At 67.8% G+C, this 18624-nt stretch carries 15 protein-coding genes; 8 read left to right on the top strand and 7 right to left on the bottom strand.

Going from position 1 to position 18624, the window contains the following annotated elements:
• Positions 1–38: 38 nt before the first annotated feature.
• The 5 genes from FHX72_RS13225 to FHX72_RS13205 all read right to left on the bottom strand — a co-directional run bounded on the left by FHX72_RS13225 (position 39) and on the right by FHX72_RS13205 (position 5415).
• Positions 39–683, bottom strand: a complete 645-nt coding sequence (locus FHX72_RS13225; protein ID WP_338110133.1) for a GyrI-like domain-containing protein — start codon at positions 681–683, stop codon at positions 39–41.
• Entirely contained in the window at positions 680–1351 is a 672-nt protein-coding gene (locus FHX72_RS13220) for an HAD family hydrolase (RefSeq protein ID WP_183625756.1), read from the bottom strand. The genes FHX72_RS13225 and FHX72_RS13220 overlap by 4 nt, the downstream gene beginning before the upstream one ends.
• Positions 1348–2784: a GH1 family beta-glucosidase gene (locus FHX72_RS13215; protein WP_338110132.1), complete on the bottom strand. Its 1437-nt coding sequence runs from the start codon at positions 2782–2784 to the stop codon at positions 1348–1350. The genes FHX72_RS13220 and FHX72_RS13215 overlap by 4 nt, the downstream gene beginning before the upstream one ends.
• A 179-nt stretch (positions 2785–2963) precedes the next feature.
• Entirely contained in the window at positions 2964–4784 is a 1821-nt protein-coding gene (locus FHX72_RS13210) for a DEAD/DEAH box helicase (protein ID WP_068492327.1), read from the bottom strand.
• Complete coding sequence (locus FHX72_RS13205; RefSeq protein WP_183625752.1) at positions 4774–5415, bottom strand: TetR family transcriptional regulator C-terminal domain-containing protein; 642 nt, start codon at positions 5413–5415, stop codon at positions 4774–4776. The genes FHX72_RS13210 and FHX72_RS13205 overlap by 11 nt, the downstream gene beginning before the upstream one ends.
• Before the next feature lie 83 nt (positions 5416–5498).
• Here FHX72_RS13205 and FHX72_RS13200 point away from each other — a divergent pair, with 83 nt between their 5' ends.
• Together FHX72_RS13200 and FHX72_RS13195 are read left to right on the top strand one after the other, a co-directional pair.
• Positions 5499–6557 carry an agmatine deiminase family protein gene (locus FHX72_RS13200; RefSeq protein WP_183625750.1) on the top strand — a complete coding sequence of 353 codons (1059 nt, stop codon included), beginning with the start codon at positions 5499–5501 and terminating at the stop codon, positions 6555–6557.
• Positions 6554–8269 (top strand): amidase, encoded by a 1716-nt coding sequence (locus FHX72_RS13195; protein WP_183625748.1) that lies wholly within the window; start codon positions 6554–6556, stop codon positions 8267–8269. The genes FHX72_RS13200 and FHX72_RS13195 overlap by 4 nt, the downstream gene beginning before the upstream one ends.
• A gap of 121 nt (positions 8270–8390) precedes the next feature.
• Here FHX72_RS13195 and putP read toward each other — a convergent pair whose 3' ends face one another.
• Entirely contained in the window at positions 8391–9893 is a 1503-nt protein-coding gene (gene putP, locus FHX72_RS13190; RefSeq protein WP_068479437.1) for a sodium/proline symporter PutP, read from the bottom strand.
• Between the two features lie 136 nt (positions 9894–10029).
• On the opposite strand from putP, the gene FHX72_RS13185 reads away from it, so the two are divergent.
• From FHX72_RS13185 to FHX72_RS13175, 3 genes are all read left to right on the top strand, one after another.
• On the top strand, positions 10030–10920 hold the full coding sequence (locus tag FHX72_RS13185) for a LysR family transcriptional regulator (protein WP_183625746.1): 891 nt from the start codon (positions 10030–10032) through the stop codon (positions 10918–10920).
• 99 nt (positions 10921–11019) lie between these two features.
• A complete protein-coding gene (locus FHX72_RS13180; protein WP_156475673.1) occupies positions 11020–11535 on the top strand; it encodes a hypothetical protein in 516 nt (171 codons plus the stop codon).
• On the top strand, positions 11532–13061 hold the full coding sequence (locus FHX72_RS13175; RefSeq protein ID WP_068492313.1) for an aminoglycoside phosphotransferase family protein: 1530 nt from the start codon (positions 11532–11534) through the stop codon (positions 13059–13061). Before FHX72_RS13180 ends, FHX72_RS13175 begins: the two co-directional genes overlap by 4 nt.
• A gap of 2 nt (positions 13062–13063) precedes the next feature.
• Here FHX72_RS13175 and FHX72_RS13170 read toward each other — a convergent pair whose 3' ends face one another.
• Positions 13064–14218: a glycosyltransferase gene (locus FHX72_RS13170; protein WP_082775239.1), complete on the bottom strand. Its 1155-nt coding sequence runs from the start codon at positions 14216–14218 to the stop codon at positions 13064–13066.
• 202 nt (positions 14219–14420) lie between these two features.
• On the opposite strand from FHX72_RS13170, the gene FHX72_RS13165 reads away from it, so the two are divergent.
• From FHX72_RS13165 to FHX72_RS13155, 3 genes are all read left to right on the top strand, one after another.
• On the top strand, positions 14421–15551 hold the full coding sequence (locus FHX72_RS13165) for a glycosyltransferase family 2 protein (RefSeq protein ID WP_167349950.1): 1131 nt from the start codon (positions 14421–14423) through the stop codon (positions 15549–15551).
• The gene (locus FHX72_RS13160; RefSeq protein ID WP_183625744.1) at positions 15548–17731 is read left to right on the top strand and encodes a hypothetical protein; all 2184 of its coding nucleotides are present in this window, start codon (positions 15548–15550) and stop codon (positions 17729–17731) included. Before FHX72_RS13165 ends, FHX72_RS13160 begins: the two co-directional genes overlap by 4 nt.
• A 97-nt stretch (positions 17732–17828) precedes the next feature.
• Complete coding sequence (locus FHX72_RS13155) at positions 17829–18587, top strand: glycosyltransferase family 2 protein (RefSeq protein WP_183625742.1); 759 nt, start codon at positions 17829–17831, stop codon at positions 18585–18587.
• Positions 18588–18624: the final 37 nt, after the last annotated feature.

The raw sequence follows: 18624 nt of genomic DNA, 5'->3' as shown, positions 1-18624 counted from the left end.
ACGACAAGGAGCGGAGCGATGGATTCCATCCGAGGATGCTAGCCCGGATCAATCCCCGATAACCGACCAACTGGTTGGCGAAGGAGTGTTCGCATCTTTTCTGGTGCGGTATTGCGAAAATCGCTGAAGTAGACCTCGTGGTGCTTGCCCGTCATCCGCAGGCCGTTTGCCGGGATGAACTCGTCGTGGAGGCGCGCAAGCGTTGGTCCTTCATCCTCGAACGACCCCCGGTGCAGCGTCTGCGCGACCAGGCCCTCCTCGAGCGTCTCCAACCTCACTCGGTCGAGCCAGGCCGGTGGCTTCTTCGCCGCGACCTTCGCGACCGCCTCAGCAAATCGACGCTCGTCGATCCAGTCGGGCGTCATCAGCAGGAGCGTCCAGTTCCACTGCGACTTGTCGCGCGCATCCGTGAACGTCGCCATGTCGTCAGACCACCAGAGCCCCTCGAGCGGCATGACCGTATAGTCGCGGCCGTGTTCCTTCTTGCTCGCGAACTTCAGCGTGTAGGCGACCGGGTAGAGCGTCTCCACGGCGTTCGCGAACTCCTCCGACGTGTTGGGATCACCATGCCCGTCGACCATGAGGTACTGGAGGCTCGGCACCTCGAGCAGTCGAAACGCGCCGCTCTTCGCCTGGTAGCAGTCGAGCTCCTTCTTGAAGTCGGCTTTTGGCCTCTCCGTCACACGGTGCCCTGCCGGCTCCGGATGCGCTCGGGCAGCTCGGCCATACGCTCGACCGTCTCGGCGCCCGCGTCCTCGAGCCATTCGCCCGGCGTGAGCCCGCCCGCGAAGCCGTAGGCGTGCATCCCGGCCGCCACCGCGGCCTGCACGCCGTACTTGCTGTCCTCGACGACGACGCACTTCGCGGGGTCCACCCCCATCCGCTCCGCGGCGTGCAGGAAGAGGTCGGGCGCCGGCTTGCCGTGTTCCACTTCCGTCGCACTGAAGATGCGCCCCTCGAAACGCGGGTAGAGCCCCGTGTGCCCGAGCGTCTTGCTGAGCTTCGTGTGGTCGCCGCTCGAGGCGACGCAGCTCGCGAGGCCAAGCTCATCCTGGATGACAGCGAGTGCATCCGGGAGGCCCGCGACCGCCGTCAGCTCAGTGTCGAACGCACGGAAGAGCGTCTCGCGCTGCAGATCGAACCACCCCTCTGGCACGGGACGCCCGAGGCCTTCCTGCAGCTTCTTCTCGAAGGTCGCCTGTGACGTGCCGAGGAACCGGGACACGTGCTCGTCCTGCGTGAGCTCCCAGCCGAGTTCGGCGAGCATCTGCCGCTCGATCCGCACTGCGAGCACCTCGCTGTCGACGAGCACCCCGTCGCAATCGAAGATGACAAGATCGACCTCGCTCATGCACCAACCCCAGGCAGGGTGCGCGTCGCGATGAGCTGCTGGTACCAGCGTCCGGAGTCCTTCCAGGTGCGCCCGAGCGTGTCGTAGTCAACGCGCAGGATGCCGAAGCGCATGTTGTAGCCGAAGGCCCACTCAAAGTTGTCGAAAAGCGACCAGGCGAAGTAGCCGCGCACGTCGGCCCCCGCGTCGATGGCGTCTGCGATCGCCGCGATGTGGTCGCGGTAGTAGGCGACGCGCTCCGGGTCGTGCACGAGACCGTCCTCGCTGACGACGTCGGGGAACGCCGCGCCGTTCTCCGTGACCATGAGCGCTTGCCCTGGGTAGCGCTCACTGAGGGAGACCAGCAGCTCGGTGAGGCCGTCGGGGAAGATGCTCCACCCCATCGACGTGTACGGCGCCCCCTGGTCGACGAAGTCGATGTCGGTGACGCCGACCCAGGGGCTCGCGGCCGACTCGCCGTGGCCGTCGTTGCGCGAGCGCTCGCCCGTGCCGAGGTACTTCTTCACACGGAACGTCGTGTAGTAGTTGACGCCGAGCACGTCGATGCGCTGGTGGATGAGCTCCGTGTCTCCCGGCAGCACAAACGACCAGTCCGTCACATCCCTCGTGTCGTGGATGAGATCTTCGTCGTAGTGCCCGGAGAGCATTGGCCCGAGGAAGACACGGTTCGCGAGCGCGTCGATCTGACGCACCGCGTCACGGTCGGCGGCCGACTCCGGGTTGTCAGGGCGGATGACGTGGAAGTTCAACGTCACGGACACGACGGCGTCTTCGCCGACGGCTGCGCGGATGGCGCGAGTCGCGAGGCCGTGGGCGAGGTTGAGGTGGTGGCAGGCGGCGAGAGCTGCGGCAGGTTCGGTGCGACCGGGGGCGTGCACGCCCGACGCGTAACCGAGGTACGCCGTGCAGAACGGTTCGTTGAGCGTCGACCACGTGTGCACCCGATCGCCGAACTCTGCGGCCATGCGTGCTGCGTACTCCGCGAAGGCATACGAGGTGTTGCGGTTTGCCCAGCCGCCCTCGTCCTCGAGTTCCTGCGGCAGGTCCCAGTGATAGAGCGTCGCTACCGGCTTCACTCCGGCCGCGACGAGAGCGTCGAGCAGCTCGGAGTAGAACCGGATGCCTTCCTCGTTGAACTCGCCGGAGCCGCCCGGCTGCACACGCGACCAGGAGATCGAGAAACGGTACGCATCCAGCCCCATCTCCTTGATGGTCTCGATGTCTTCGCGCCACCGGTGGTAGTGGTCGATAGCCACGTCACCCGTGTCGCCGCCTTCGACCTTGCCTGGGGTGTGCGAGAACGTGTCCCAGATGGACGGGGTCCTCCCGCCTTCCGCGGCGCCGCCCTCGATCTGATACGAAGCGGTTGCCGAGCCCCAGACGAAATCGTCGGAGAAGACTCGAGGGGAAGAGGCCGTGGTGGGTTCAGGCACGATGCTCCTTGGCTGAGTGGAACGCGCGTCGTCGCGCACGCCCACTCTAGCGAGACTCCGCAGCGCACCTCGGTGCATCCGACAGGCACACGAGAAATGCACCCTCGTTCGAGAACGAAGGTGCATTTCTCGTGCGCCTGCGACGCCAGGTCGGAACCTGCTGGCTCCGGGGAAGCAGACTAGCTGTCGTAGCGCTTCTTGTAGGGGCGGTCACCCGAGTCGCGCGACGGGCCGCGGTCCGGCGTCAGCTCGATGAGCTTGCCGGAAATGCGCGTGCCGGTGAGCTTGTCGAGCACGTCGTTCGACAGGTCGGCCGGCAGCTCTACGAGCGAGAAGCCTGGGCGGATGTCGATCGCGCCGAAGTCGTCGCGGCTGAGGCCACCCTCGTTCGCGAGGGCGCCAACGATCTGACGGGGCTCGACCTTGTGGCGCTTGCCGACGGCAAGACGGTACATGGCCATGGGCTTGCCGTTCGAGCGCGGGCGTCGCGGTGCGCGCTCGCCGCCGTCGCGACGGTCGCCGCCGCGCGAGCCGCCGCGGCTGTCGCCGCCGCCCTCGCGCTCACGGCGCTCCTTGCGCTCGGCCTGCTCGCGCTGGTTGCGCTCGAAGCGTTCCTTGCGCTCAGCCTCGGCATCGAGCAGCAGCGGCGTCTCACCCTGCGCCACGATTGCGAGTGCCGCAGCGACATCGGACTCTGGCACGTCGTGGTGACGCACGTAGTGCTCGATGATGTCGCGGAACTTCTCGACGCGGTCGGTCTGCGTGAGCGCCTCGCTGATGGCGTCGTCGAAGCGGGTGAGGCGCGTCGTGTTGACGTCGTCGACGCTCGGGAGCTGCATCTGCGTGAGCTCCTGCTTGGTGGCCTTCTCGATCTGGCCGAGCAGGTAGCGCTCGCGCGGCGTGATGAAGCTGATCGCGTCACCCGTGCGGCCGGCGCGGCCCGTGCGGCCGATGCGGTGCACGTACGACTCGGTGTCCGTGGGGATGTCGAAGTTGACGACGTGGCTGATGCGCTCGACGTCGAGGCCGCGCGCGGCGACGTCGGTTGCGACGAGGATGTCGAGCTTGCCCGACTTGAGCTGGTTGACGGTGCGCTCGCGCTGCACCTGTGCCACGTCGCCGTTGATGGCGGCGGCCGAGTATCCGCGGGCGCGGAGCTTCTCAGCGAGGCCCTCTGTCTCGTTCTTCGTGCGGACGAAGATGATCATGCCTTCGAAGTTCTCGACCTCGAGGATGCGCGTGAGCGCGTCGACCTTCTGCGCATAGCTGACGATGAGGTAGCGCTGCGTGATGGTCGACGAGGTCGTGGTCTTCGTCTTGACCGTGATCTCGGCGGGATCGTTGAGGTACTTCTTCGAGATGCGACGGATCTGCGACGGCATGGTCGCGGAGAACAGCGCAACCTGCTTCGTGTCCGGGGTGTCCGCGAGGATCGTCTCGACGTCCTCCGCGAAGCCCATCTTGAGCATCTCGTCGGCCTCGTCGAGCACGAGGAACTTGAGCTCGCTCAGGTCGAGCGTGCCCTTCGAGAGGTGGTCCATGATGCGGCCGGGAGTTCCGACGACGATGTGCACGCCGCGACGAAGCGCGGAGAGCTGGACACCGTAGCCCTGGCCACCGTAGATGGGCAGCACGTGGACGCCGCGCATGCGCGCTGCGTACTTCTCGAACGCCTCGCACACTTGGAGGGCGAGCTCGCGGGTCGGCGCGAGCACAAGCGCCTGCGGCGTCTTCTGGTCGACGTCGAGCTGCGAGAGGATGGGGAGCGCGAACGCGGCGGTCTTGCCGGTTCCCGTCTGGGCGAGGCCGACGACGTCGCGGCCTTCGAGGAGGGTGGGGATCGTCGCGGCCTGGATGGCGGACGGAGTCTCGTACCCCACGTCGCTGAGGACCTTGAGGACGGGGCCGTCAAGACCGAGATCGGCGAATGTAGGCGCGGCCTGGGCCTCTTCGGAGGGAGCCTCGGCCTCGGTCTGAACGGAAGAATTGCTAGAAGTCACGCTTTAGACTAGTCGTTTCTGTAGAGTTTTGGGCGGTTTCAGGTCTGAGTATCGCATCCAGGACTGATCGAAGCAGGTCAGGGCGGCTCGCGTCTCGCCCCCAGCGCACCAGTGCGTGCGCGTTGAGCCCGTCGATCATGCCGAGGATCTGCCAGGCAACGGCGTCGGCCGCACCCTCTCGCAGGCCGAGTTCCCCCGTCGCGCTGCCGGCTACGAGGATGCGCGTGATGGCCGCGTGCCAGCGGTCCATCTCAGCCCGGACCCCCTCGGCGAGCGTCTCGTTGCGACGCCCGAGCGACCATCCGTCGACCCACACGTGGGTGACCGCGTCGCGACTGCCGTCGAGGAGGGTGCTGACAAGCAGGTCGAGCTTTTCGGCGGCTGAGGCTATCGGCGAGAGCTGCACCTCGAGCTCGTCGAGCTCGCCGCCCACGATGGCCCTGAACGTCGAGGTGACGAGTTCGTCCATGTTGGGTTCGTAGTGGGCGACGAGGGCGGGCGCGACGCCGATGCGGGTGGCGACGGCGCGCATGGTGACGCCGGCGAGACCCTCCTCGAGGGCGAGGGCGACGGCAGCTGCGGTGATGTCCGCGCGGCGCTCTGCTGCTGGCTTCCTGATGGCTCTTGACACGATGTCCCGAGTCTACGTACTCTTCGAGCAATTGTTGATCACTTGATCAATAAGACTCGTTTCGAGACCTGGAGGACCCGGACATGGCCTGGAAGATGCCCGCCGAGACGGCGCCGCACGATCGCACCTGGATGGCCTTCCCCCGCGAGGGGATCACGCTCGGCGACAGCGCAGCGCAGCGCGAGGCCGGCTACGCCGCCTGGACGGCGGTCGCCCACGCGGTCGCACGCTTCGAGCCCGTCACGATGGTCGTGGACCCGAGCGAGCTCACGCGCGCCCGCCGCATGCTCGGCGAGGGAATCGAGATCCTCGAGGCACCGCTCGACGAGTTCTGGATGCGCGACATCGGACCGACATTCGTCACCGACGACGAACGGCCAGGCGTGCTCGGCGCCGTCGACTGGATCTTCAATGGCTGGGGCGCCCCCTCCTGGGCGGAGTGGCAGAAGTCGGCAGGCATCGGCCGCGTCGTCGCCGAGGCCAGCGGCGCGGAACTCGTGAGCTCCCTCCTCGTGAACGAGGGCGGCGGCATTCACGTGGACGGCGAGGGCACGGTCCTCGCGACTGAGACCGTGCAGCTCGACCCCCGCCGCAACCCGCTCGCAGACAAGGCTCGCGTCGAGGCTGAATTCGCTCGCACGCTCGGGGCGACGCGCACGATCTGGCTCCCGCGCGGGCTCACGCGTGACTACGACGAGTTCGGCACCAACGGGCACGTCGACATCGTCGCGACTCTCACCGCTCCTGGCACGTTGCTGCTGCACGAGCAGCTCGACCCAGAGCACCCGGATCACGCAGTCGTCGCCGAGCTGCGTGAGCACCTCGCCGGCCAGCGCGACGCGGCAGGTCGGGAGCTCGACATCGTCGGCATTCCGGCGCCGAGCACGTTGCGCGACGAAGAGGGCTTCGTCGACTGGAGCTACGTCAACCATCTCGTCACGAACGACGGCGTGGTCGCGTGCGGGTTCGACGATGAGGCAGCAGACGCGCGTGCGCGCGAAATCCTCGAGTCCGTGTACCCGGGTCGCACGGTCGTGTCGGTCGACGCCCGCGAGCTGTTCGCTCGCGGGGGCGGCATCCACTGCATCACGCAGCAGCAGCCGAGCCTCACCGCCTCGACTGCAGACCGAGGCCGGCCATGAGCTTCGACGTCGTCGAGGCGAGCATCGCGCAGCTGCGCGCGGCCCTCGAGCACGGGGAGGTCACGAGCGCGGGTCTCGTCGAGGCGTACCGAGCGCGCATCGCGGCCTACGACGCGACCGGGCCCAAGCTCAACTCCGTCGTCGTCGAGAACCCGGCGGCGCTCGATGAGGCGCGAGCTTCAGACGAGCGGCGCGCGTCCGGCCGCCTGCTCGGTGCCCTCGACGGGATCCCGTACACGGCGAAGGACAGCTACCTCGTCGAGGGCCTGACCGCCGCATCCGGGAGCCCCGCGTTCGCGGACCTCGTCGCGCAGCGGGACGCCTTCACGATCGAGCGGCTCCGCGCGGGCGGCGCGATCTGCCTCGGTCTCACGAACATGCCCCCGATGGCCAACGGCGGCATGCAGCGGGGCGAGTACGGCCGCGCCGAGAGCCCCTACAACGGCGAGTTCCTCACGAGCGCCTTCGGTTCGGGCTCCTCGAACGGCTCTGGCACCGCGACGGCGGCGAGCTTCGCCGCGTTCGGCCTCGGCGAGGAGACGTGGTCCAGTGGCCGCGCGCCTGCCTCCAACAACGCGCTGTGCGCCTACACCCCTTCGCGGGGCGTCATCTCCGTGCGCGGCAACTGGCCGCTTGTCCCGACTATGGACGTGGTTGTGCCCCACTCGAGGTCGATGGCTGACCTGCTCGAGGTGCTCGAGGTCGTCGTCGCCGACGACGCTGACACGAGAGGCGACTTCTGGCGCGCGCAGCCCTGGGTGCGCATCCCCCGCTCGTCGGAGGTGCGGCCGGTCTCGTACGTGGCTCTCTTGCCGTCCAATCAGGCGGATGCTCGCGCGACGCTCGCTGGCACCCGCATCGGTGTGCCCCGCATGTACATCAACGCCGACCAGGAAGCCGGAACGTCGGAGAGGCCCGGTATCGGCGGCCCGACCGGCCAGAGGATCGATACGCGTCGATCGATCGTCGAGTTGTGGGAGGCGGCGCGCGCCGACCTCGAAGCCTCGGGGGTCACGGTCGTGGAAGTCGACTTCCCCGTCGTCTCGAACTACGAGGGCGACCGGCCGGGAGCTCCGACCATCTCCACGCGGGGCCTCGTCTCCCCCGAGTATCTGAAGCGTGAGATCGTCGATCTGTCCGCGTGGGGCTGGGACGACTTCCTCGCATCCAACGGCGACCCCCGGCTGCATTCGCTCACCCAGGTCGACGGCGCGCGCATCTTCCCGCACCCCGACGGCGCTCTGCCGGACCGCTATACGGGGTTCGACGACGACATCGCGACGTACCCCGACCACGTCCGTGAGCATCCGGTTTCTTCGTTCACCGACATCCCGGAGCTCGCGGCAGGCGTGCGCGGGCTCGAGGAGACGAGACGCCTCGACCTCGAGGAGTGGCTGCTGGCGCAGCGACTCGACGCCGTCGTGTTCCCCGCGGTCGCCGACGTCGGGCCCGCCGACATGGACGTCAACGAGGCGTCAGCTGACCTCGGCTGGCGCAACGGCGTCTGGGTCGCGAACGGCAACCTCGCCATTCGCCACCTCGGCATCCCCACCGTGACGGTGCCGATGGGCACAACCGCGGATATCGGGATGCCTGTCGGACTGACCTTCGCCGGCCGGGCCTACGACGACACGTCGCTCCTCCGGCTCGCCGCCGCCTTCGAGGCGACCGGCGAACGCCGCACGGAGCCCCCGCGAACGCCGCGCCTCTGAGTCCACGTCGGGCGACTCGAGCCCAGCTGCGCACAGAATTGTGGCGTGATGCGCTTGCCGCATTCGGGCATCGCACCACGCCACAACCCTGCAGCTGTGTCAGCCTGCAGCAGCGAAAACGCTACTTCTGCGGCTTGACGATCGCGAGAGCACCGGTCTCCGCGAACTCGCGCTCGACGTTGTCGTCGGTCGCGCTTCCCGGCTTGTGCGTCAGCAGGCTGACGACGACCGATACGACGAGGTTCAGGATGAACCCCGGGATGATCTCGTACAAGTCAGTGCCAAGTGCTGACCAGATGAAGACCGTCGCAGCACCGGTCACCATGCCCGCCAACGCACCCCAGTTGGTGAGCTTCTTCCAATACAGGCTGAGCAGGATGATCGGGCCGAAGGCGGCACCGAACCCGGCCCACGCGAAGCCGACAAGCGCGAGGATCGAATCCGAGGGGTTGAGGGCGAGGATGCCGGCCACGATGGCGACACCGAGCACACCTCCACGACCTGCGAGCACCAGAGTCTTCGCGCTTGGCTTGCGCTTCGCGACCACCATGAACAGATCTTCGACGAGCGCGGAAGAGCAGACGATGAGCTGGCTCGAGATGGTGCTCATGATGGCCGCGAGCACTGCGGCGAGAATGAATCCGCTGACCAGCGGGTGGAACAGAACCTGTGCCATGAGGAGCACGACCGTCTCAGGGTCAGAGACGTCCACTCCGTTCTCCTGCACGTACGCGACGGCCACGAGTCCCGCGATGACTGCGCCGAGAAGCGACAGGAACATCCACGAGATGCCGATGCGTCGCCCTGCGATCGCTGAATGCGAGTCACGCAGCGCCATGAAGCGCACGATGATATGCGGCTGTCCGACGTAGCCGAGGCCCCAGCCGAGCGCCGAGATGATGCCGATGATGACGGGCCAGCTCAGCTCCTCCGGGATGAGACCCGTGTGATCGACGCCAGAGGCGACAATGGCTTCGCTCACGCCGCCGAAACCTCCGAGGGAGATGATCGCGACTACGGGGATCGCAAGGAGGGCGAGCAGCATCATCATGCCCTGCACGACATCTGTGAACGTTGCACCGAGGAAGCCGCCGAAAAGCGTGTAGGCGAGTGTCACTCCTGCCACGAGGAGCATCCCCGTCAGGTAGTCGCCGTCGAAACTGCTCTCGAAGAACACGCCACCGGCCACCATGCCAGATGAGATGTAGAACGTGAAGAAGACGAGGATCACGAGGCCGCTGGCTATCCGCAGTGCCCGCGATTTGTCGTGCAGGCGGTTCTCGAAGTAGCTCGGAACCGTGATCGAGTTGTTCGCGACCTCTGTGTATGCGCGCAGCCGCGGTGCGACGAATCGCCAGTTGAGGTACGCGCCGATGAGGAGGCCGATACCGATCCACGCTTCGAAGAGGCCAGAGACGAAGATGGCCCCCGGGAGGCCCATCATGAGCCAGCCGGACATGTCGGAGGCACCAGCGCTCAGTGCTGCCGTGCCCGGACTCAGGCTTCGTCCCCCGAGCATGTAGTCCTCGTGGTCCTTGGTCTGGCGGAACGCGTATAGGCCAATGCCCACCATCGCCGCGAAGTAGATCGCGAGAGCGATGAGCTGGAAGGTCAGATCGGACATCGGCGGTGACTCCTTCTGGAAGCGACGCGCCTACCCCTGTGGATGCGCGTCCTTCTCAGTGTTGCTGGCGTATACGTGAACGAATAGCGAAGATAATCGAAACGAACTTGTCGATGGATTCGAAAGGTTGCTCGAGATGTGGGACCTGCGACGACTCCGACTGCTCCGCGAACTGCAGCTGCGTGGCACCATCACAGCGGTCGCCGCGTCGCTGAATTTCAGCGCGTCGACGGTCTCGCACCAGCTCGCGCAGCTGCAGCGCGAGGTGGGGGTGACGCTCCTCGAGCAGGACGGCAGGGGGGTTCGTCTGACGCCGCAGGGCGTGACGCTCGCCGAGCACGCGGCGCTTGTCCTCGACCTCGAGACGCGCACGCGCGACGAGCTCGCGTCCCTGCGCGACGGCGCCGAGCCCGTACGAGTCGCCGCACTGGAATCCGTCGTGCGGTCGCTCCTCCCCCGGGCGCTCACGCTGCTCGGGCAGGCGAACCCTGAGCTGCGAGTCGAGGTCGACGCAGTCTCGCCAGAGGAGGGTCTCTTCGAACTGGAAGCGCGCCGCTACGACCTCGTGGTCGCCGAGGAGTACCCGGGTCACACGCGCCCGCACGTGCATGGCATCGAGCGGGAGGTCCTCGGGTTCGACGCGATCGCCCTCGCGACCGCCGAGACCTCTGGAGCGAACTCGATCGCAGACTTCCGCCACGCGGCATGGGTGATGGAGCCAGTCGGAACGGCAGCCCGCGAGTGGGCGGAGCAGCAGTGCAGAGCCGCGGGCTTCGAGCCCGAGGTGAGGTACGTGGCGAGCGACCTCCACACGCACCTGCGACTCATCGCGGCGGGCCACGCGGTCGGGCTCGTGTCCCAGCTGGTTGGCGCCGACGCCGGCGGCGGCCTCCGCTTCCTCGACCTCCCCGGCAGGCCCCACCGCGATATCTTCGCGGCGACGCGCGGGGCACTGCGCGACCGAGGCCGTGTGCGGCTCGTCCGGGATGCGCTCGGGACCGCATTCGCCGAACTCGTTGCGCACTAGCGGCCAGGGATGCTCCGGCCAGTAGTCTGGTGTCGGGGGAGGCGCCGCAGCGGCGCTCGATTTGGGGGAATCGCCATGCCGCGAGGGCGGATCATTGCTGTGCTCGGACCTGACGGATCAGGCAAGTCCACCGTCATCGCCGGGCTTGTCGCACGCGAACCGAACATCCGCCGAGCGCATCTCGGCCTGTGGACGCACACCAGGTGGAACGTGCTCGATCGCGTTCCAGGCGGCGGCCTCGCGCTGCGCCTCGGCCGACTCGTCCGCGGAACTGTGTCGGCCAGGTGGCACCGAGCGTGCGGCCGCACGGTTGTCCTCGACCGGGTCGCGAACGAGCACATCATCCTGGGCTCCGCAGACCCGAGCATCGGCGGCCGCCTCCTGCGCGGCGCGAGCTCCCGTCTCATGCCTGCCCTCGATCGGGTCGCCGTGTTGGATGCGCCGAGCAGCGTGCTGGGCAGCCGCACTGACGAGTACGCGCCGGAGCAGCTCGAGCGTCAGCGCCGCCGGTATCTCGCCTTCGCGCGCCGAACTGAGCTGGCGACGGTGGTCGACGTGACCCACTCCCCGTATGAGGTCACCAACAGGCTGCGCGAGTTGGTGGCCGCCGCGTGACGACCGACCCACACGAACCGCTCCTGCACGCGTGGCGGCGCAACGACTGGCGCTTCCTGACCGGCGCGCTCGAGCCTGCGCACCTGGGCTACATCGGGAATGTTTCCCCCGAGGCACTCGCGGCGCTCCGCCTGCTCCAGCCGGATGCTCGCGCGGTGGGAAGCATGGGCACGGCCGACGACGGCGCTTTCGATCTCGTCTTCAGTGCCTCGTCATCTCCCCTCGACATCGTGAGGGGCTTCGCCGCGCTCTCGGAGAACGGGGCGCTGTGCATCGAGGTCGGCGGCGCCCTCGCAGCAGGAGCCTCGGCGGCCCCGCTGCGGCAGACGCTGCGGAGAGCGAAGCGGATCCCCGGCGCTCACGCCCTTGCCTACTGGAGTGCTCCCGACCTCGCCAGAACGGCCAGGCTCGTGCCGATGCACGACGCCCCTGCGCTTGACGCGACCCTCGCCAGGCATGACGGCTCGAGTAGGCTGCGCGCACTGTCGATCGGGGCGCGCTTGGCTGGCAGGATGCACGCGCACTGGGTGTTCGCCCGCCAGGGCTACGTCGTGGTCACCAGGTCTCGCACGCCGCACCCGATCTTCGGCGACGAGCACCCCGTCATCATCACGCCCCGCTTCGACACCTCACGGCACGTGGTGGCCCTGCGTGAGACCGAGTCCGGCTCAGGCTCGTGGGTGGCCAAGGTTCCTCGCCAACCTGGGGACGACTCCGGGATCGGGCGCGAGGGGCGGATGCTCGAGGCGCTTCGGGTTGCTGCCCCCGAACTCGCGGCCTCGGTGCCGCGCGTCGAGCGATTCACGATGATCGGCTCGACGACCTATCTCTTGCGGGAGGCCATGCACGGAGCCCCGCTCGACCCGGCGGCCGTCGCCCGGGATCACGACCTTGCCGTGGAAATCGGCCTGCGCTTCATCGACGCCATGCCCCGCACTCGTGAGAGCTCGGAGAATTCGAACTGGTTCGACACCCTGGTCACGGCACCGCTCGAGCGCCTCTCAGCGCTCAGCGGGCGGGCGTCCATCACGCGACTCGTCGAGCGCACGCACGAGGCTCTTGCCGGACTCCGCGAGCGCCCAATGCCGGCCGTGTTCGAGCACGGCGACCTCGGCCACCCGAACGTGCTCTTGGCTCCGTCTGGTGAACTGCGGGTGCTCGATTGGGAGCGGGCCCGCGAGCACGGCCTGCCTGGCCATGACCTCGTCTTCTACCTGCAGTACTGCGCTGAGTCGGCAAGAGGCGCGTTCACTCGAGAAGCGCAGCGGCGGGCCTTCGACGAGCTGTGGGCGGTGGGCGGCGAGGGACGTCGGCTCCTGGAACGGCAACTGGGCGGGCACGGTCTCGGCTTCGACGCGGCGTTTGTGCTCCTGGCCTGGACGAGGTCAGCGGCGACGCTCGCAGACCGACTCGAGGCCAACGCGGATTCGGCGGGGATGGCGGACCAGCTCATCGCCGCCGACCGCGATGTCATGCTCTGGAGCCACGCGCTCGACTGGCTCGGCGGCACCGACCACTCGAGCTGAGCTCAGCGCGCAGCGGCTTCGAGGAGCGCCAGGTACTCCCCCGCAGCGTCCTGCCACGAACGCATCGGGGCGCCGGTCGCCGACGCGCGCTCTGGGCGCTGCGACGATCTGGCGAGGCGCAGCTCCTCGAGCGTGCGGCCCGCGAAGGCCGCCGCGTCATCCACCACGGTGAGGAGCGGGTGATGCGGCTGCTCGCGCGCGGCGACGGGCGTCGCAATCACGCGTGTCCCTGCCGCGAGGGCCTCTGACACGGAGTTGCGGATGCCGAGTCCCGAGACGTCGGCGAACACCGCGACGTCGCTTGCCTCGTAGACCTCCGCCATGGACGGCACGTTTGCCCGCACCTCGACGCGCTCTGAAGCGAGCGCGAGGACCTCGTCGACGGGGTTGCGCCCCGCGATGAGGATGCGGGCAGCGGGTTCGGCGGCCCAGACAACGGGAGCGATCTCGCGCACAAGCCGGGTTGCAGACTCGATGTTGGGGGCGTAGTCGAGGCTCCCGGTGAAGCTCAGCGTGGGCAGCTCGGGTCTCCCAACCTGTCGCTCCCCCGCTTCTGGTCCGGCCGAGACCCCGTTCGGGACAGCTGTGACGTCGCGATCGAGCTCGGCCTGCCAGCGCTCGGCGTCGGCACGGCCGACGGTCGCGAGTGCGATGTGCGGCGCGAGCGCCCGCTCTCGCGCAAGCCTGGCACTCGCCAACCGGCGTCGGTAGAAGGCGCGGGGCCCTCTGACTGCGGCCGCTTCCATCTCGAGCCGGAACGACCATGGGTCGACGCTCTGGTAGACGCAGGGCCCGACCACCGCATCCAGCAGCGGCAGGAGGTGCGGACCGTGCACGAGCGTGGCGTCGGCGGCCCGCGAGCGCTCCCGCACGAGCTTCCGCGACTGCGCGGTCATGCGCAAGGCGGCTCCGACCGATTCACGTGCCAGCAGGGAGAGCATCTGCGCGTCCCGCAGACCACGCTGGGGCAGCTCGTGGATGCGCTCCGCCCTGGCCCGCAAAGTCCCATCGACCGTATTCACCCCGGAAAAACTGATGATCTCCAAATCCACGTGTGAAGGAAGTGCGAGAGCCACCTGATACGGGATCAGGCTACTGCCGTCACCGGTCCTGGCATCGATCGTCGGCGTGGATTCCACGACGTAGAGCATCTTCATCCGGGTGATGATAGCCGCACAAGTGAACGGCCTGACTAGACTGTGGCTCGCGGCGGGGGGCCGTGTTCACGAGAGTCGGGGCGGGATGACACACGCGACGCGTTCCGCCGCGCCAGGTATCTGGTGTGGCGAATTCGAACTTTTTGACGACGGGGGCCTGCAGGGGCCGAGGCACGCAGCCTCTAGGCACCGACGAGCGAGGGTGCTCGTGCGAGCCCACGGCCGACCTCTTGGCTACCTGCACTTCGACGGAGCCCCAGACGCTGTCTCGCTCGACGATCTCCGCACTCAGGCCAGTACTGCCTTCGGCGATTCGGTGAACGCGGAAGCGCCTGCTCCGCTCGTCGACGCCCCGTTCGCGAGCGTCATCGTCTGCACGCGCGACCACACCGAGCTGCTGACGAGCTGCCTCGACCGCATCCAGGCTCTCGACTACCCGAACTTCGAAGTCGTAGTCGTGGACAACGCTCCCTCCAACGAGGAGACACGCGAGCTCCTCGAGAAGATCTGCGCGATGGACCCCCGCTTCAGGTACCTGCGGCAGGACCGCCCCGGTCTCTCCGCGGCTCGCAACGCGGGGCTCATCGGGGCACGCGGCGAGATCCTGGCGTACACCGACGACGACGTGCTTGTCGATAGGAACTGGCTGACGGAGATCGCTCGCACGTTCCGCAGCGAGCCCGGCATCGGCTGCGTGACGGGCCTCGTCGCGACCGCCGCCATCGAGACGAACGCCGAAGGCTACTTCGATGCTCGCTCGCCGTCATGGTCGGCGCGCATGACCTCGGAGCGCTACGACCTGCGGGAACGCCGCGACGACTCGCCGCTCTACCCGTACTCCGCCGGCATCTTCGGCACTGGGGCAAACCTCGCAGTGTCACGGGAGGCGATGGACCGTGTAGGCGAGTTCGACGAGGCCCTCGGAGCTGGCACGAAGACGAAGGGCGGCGAGGACCTCGACATCTTCGTCCGTGTCCTGCGTGCCGGCTTCACGATCGCCTACGAACCGGCCGCACTCGTTTGGCACCAGCACCGCGCCGACGACGACGCGCTGCGGAGCCAGCTGTACGGCTACGGCACAGGGCTCACGGCTTACCTCACGAAGTACCTGACCAACCCGGCCACGTCGCTCGATATCGCGGGCCGCGTGCTCGCCGGTCTCGCGCGGATGGCGAGCATCCGGTCCTCCACAGAAGACCGAATGCTCGCCCGGGTCGAGACGCCAGCGGGCGCCTGGCAGGAAGAGGTGCGCGGCTACTTCGCTGGCCCTGCCCTCTACGCCAAGGCGAGGCGGGCGAGCCGAGCCCGCCAGGCAGGACTCCGCCGATCGTGACCAGCGCTCTCCAGCTTCGCCAGGCCAAGCGTTCGGCTCCAGCGAGGTCAGCGCTCGCGTGGATCGCCATCGTGACGGCGCTCGCCTATGTGCTGAGCCTCGTCTCGGGCTTCGGCGCAGTGCGCGTCGGGGCGGGTATCGCGTTCCTGTTCGTCGGTCTCGGCGCGGCTGTCTGGGCACACGGCCCCCGCTTCTCGGCGCAGTCTCGCGTGACGTTGGCCGTCGTGACTGGCCCGACCGTGCTTGTGCTCGGTTCCATGCTCATGATGAGCACCACACTCTGGGCACCGACCCCCGTGGCGGCGGTGCTCGCTGTCGCGGCGGCCGCAAGCGGCGTCATCGCCCTGTTCCGCGCACGGCGCGACCGTGCGCTGCACACGTCCTGGAGCGCTCGACGCGCGGCCGGCGAGGGCCCGGACGTCGCATCCGGGGCAGCTCCGATCGTGCTCATGGTCATCGCGATCCTCGGCGCGGCCCTCTGCATCACCACTGTCGTCGTGACGGGCCCGACAGAGCCACAGTTCGGCGGTTTCCTCCCGGTACTCGGCGTGCCGTGGGCGATCGGCTTCCTCGCCGTGCTGCTGAGCCTCGTGTTCGCTCGTCGTTCCACAGAGCTGAGCTCCGCGGTCTCAGCCATCGCACTCCTCGTGGTGGTCATGCTGACGACTGCGCTCCTCTACGAGGGCCCGCGCTCGCCGTCGACGGTGAAGCACGTCGACCTCGTCGACCAGATCCTCAGCACCCACACCACAAACTCGTCGGTCGGCGTCTACAACGGATGGCCCGGATTCTTCAGCTCCATCGCCTGGGTTGCCGAGGCGAGTGGCATCGAGGACGTGGTCGCGTTCGCGCGCTTCTGGCCGCTCATCGTCGGCCTCATCCGAATCGTCGTGCTGCGCGAGTTCCTCGGGCGGATCGTGCGGGATCCACGTGCAGCGTGGATCGCGGTGGGCTTCTGCGTGCTCGTCGACACGATTGGCGCCGACTACTTCTCGCCGCAGTCGCTCGGCTACTGCTTCGCCTTCGCCATCGTCGCGGCAGTCATGTCCTCGGCGTCGGCACGAGCGAAGATCGCCATGATCCTGCCCGTCTCGTGCGCGCTCGCGATGACGCACCAGCTCAGCCCGTACATCGTGGGCCTCATGGTCGCGGTGCTCGTGGCATTCCGGGTCGTGAAGCCCTGGTGGCTGCCGGCGCTCGTGCTCGTGCCGGCCATCGTCTGGACGCTCATGCACTCTGGCGCCGTCGGCGCCGTCCTGAACTTCAGCGAGTTCGGCCGTGCGGGCAATTTCCTGCCGCCTCGCACGGTCGAGTCTGACCCACTCGTGCGCATGGCAGAGGTCTCGTGGTCCATCTACGGGATGGTCGGCGGCATCCTGCTGCTTGTCCTCGCCGCTGGCTGGGTGATCCTCGAGCGGATGCTCGACGCCCTCCTTCGTCGCGGGCGTCAGCGCGAGGACCGGCCGCCGCTCTCGCTCGGCCTCGCCGCGACGGCAACGACTGCCACCGGACTCATCATCCTGGTCCTGACCCCGTACGGGCAGGAGGGCATCTTCCGGGCGGCACTCTTCGGCATCCCCTGGCTCGCCGGCCTCGCCGTTGGCGCGTTCAGCATCGGCGCCAAATGGCCGAGGCGCACGGGACTCGTGGCCTTCACGCTCGCCCTGGCGCTGTGCTGGCTGCCCGCCTACTCGGCGCTCGACCGCATCCACTACGTGCACCCGAGCGACATCGAGGCCATCAACCTCGTGACCGACGACGTGAACGGGGAGGGCGATGGTCCGATCACGCTGCTGCTCGGTGAGGGCGACCTGCCGACGTCACCGCGCACGAAGGACGAGAACGTCGACTTCGTCGAACGTCTCGAGCTGGGGCTGCCCGTTCAGAACCTCGGGGCCGATGCGTCGATGGACGTGTACGCCGCCGACCTGACTCGGTCGCTCGACGGCTACGTCGGTCCGTTCGAGGCAGACGTGCCCGTCTACGCCCTCTGGTCGCCAGCGCAGAGCGGATTCGGCGAGGCTTACGCCCTGCAGACGGAATCCCAGTTCGCTGAACTTCGGGACGCGCTAGGCCGGACCGGCTACTGGAAAACGGTCTTCGATAAGTCCGGAACTGTCGTCTTTCAGCTAGATGTCGGGGCATATCGGGCCTGGGAAGCCGCCAATACGGGCACATAGCCAAAACTTTTGGCCCGGGCCAAACGGGCTGTTAGGGTCGACTCGTTGACGCTCGGGGGGAACTGAGCGTAAACATCTACAAGTTTGGGGGAACTTGATGGAACGCACGTCTGCACCCACGGTGACGATTGTCATCCCAGCCAAGAACGAGGCTTCGAACCTCGAGGTGATGCTGCCGCAGCTCCCTCGCGATCACGAGGTCATCGTCGTCGACGCGAACTCGAGCGACGGCACAGCGGAGGTTGTCGGCCGCCTGCGCCCGGACGCCTCGCTCATCACGCAGACCCGCATGGGCAAGGGCAATGCACTCGCCTGCGGCTTCGGCGCGGCGACGGGTGACATCATCGTCATGTTCGACGCCGACGGTTCGGCGGACCCTGCGGAGATTCCGGCGTTCGTCGACGCGCTCGTCGCGGGGGCCGACTTCGCGAAGGGAACTCGATTCCTGCCTGGAGGCGGCAGCGAGGACATCACCCCGCTGCGCCGTGCGGGAAATGCTGGCCTGAACTTGACCGCGAATCTCGCCTTCGGCACGAAGTTCTCCGACCTCTGCTACGGCTACAACGCGTTCTGGCGCGACATGCTGCCGGTGCTTGAATTGCCGGAGACCGGCATCGCACAGCCGAACCTCATGCTCTGGGGCGACGGCTTCGAGATCGAGACGATCATCAACTGCCGCATGGCGACGGCGGATGCGCACATCCGTGAGGTCCCGAGCGTCGAGAAGCGCCGCATCCACGGAGAGAGCCACCTGCGCACGTGGACCGACGGCACTCGCGTGCTGCGGACCCTCGCAACCGAGCGCAGCCGCGCTCGTGTTGTGAAGCGTCGTACGCCTGAGGTGACGTCGGTCTAGGCTCGACCCTGTTCAAGCCGAACGCTTGATCATGCTG

Source organism: Pseudoclavibacter helvolus, from assembly GCF_014191305.1.
GTDB classification, from domain to species: Bacteria; Actinomycetota; Actinomycetes; order Actinomycetales; family Microbacteriaceae; genus Pseudoclavibacter; species Pseudoclavibacter helvolus.
The sequence above is the reverse complement of the archived record's forward strand: the minus strand, read 5'-3'. Positions and strand labels throughout refer to the sequence as shown.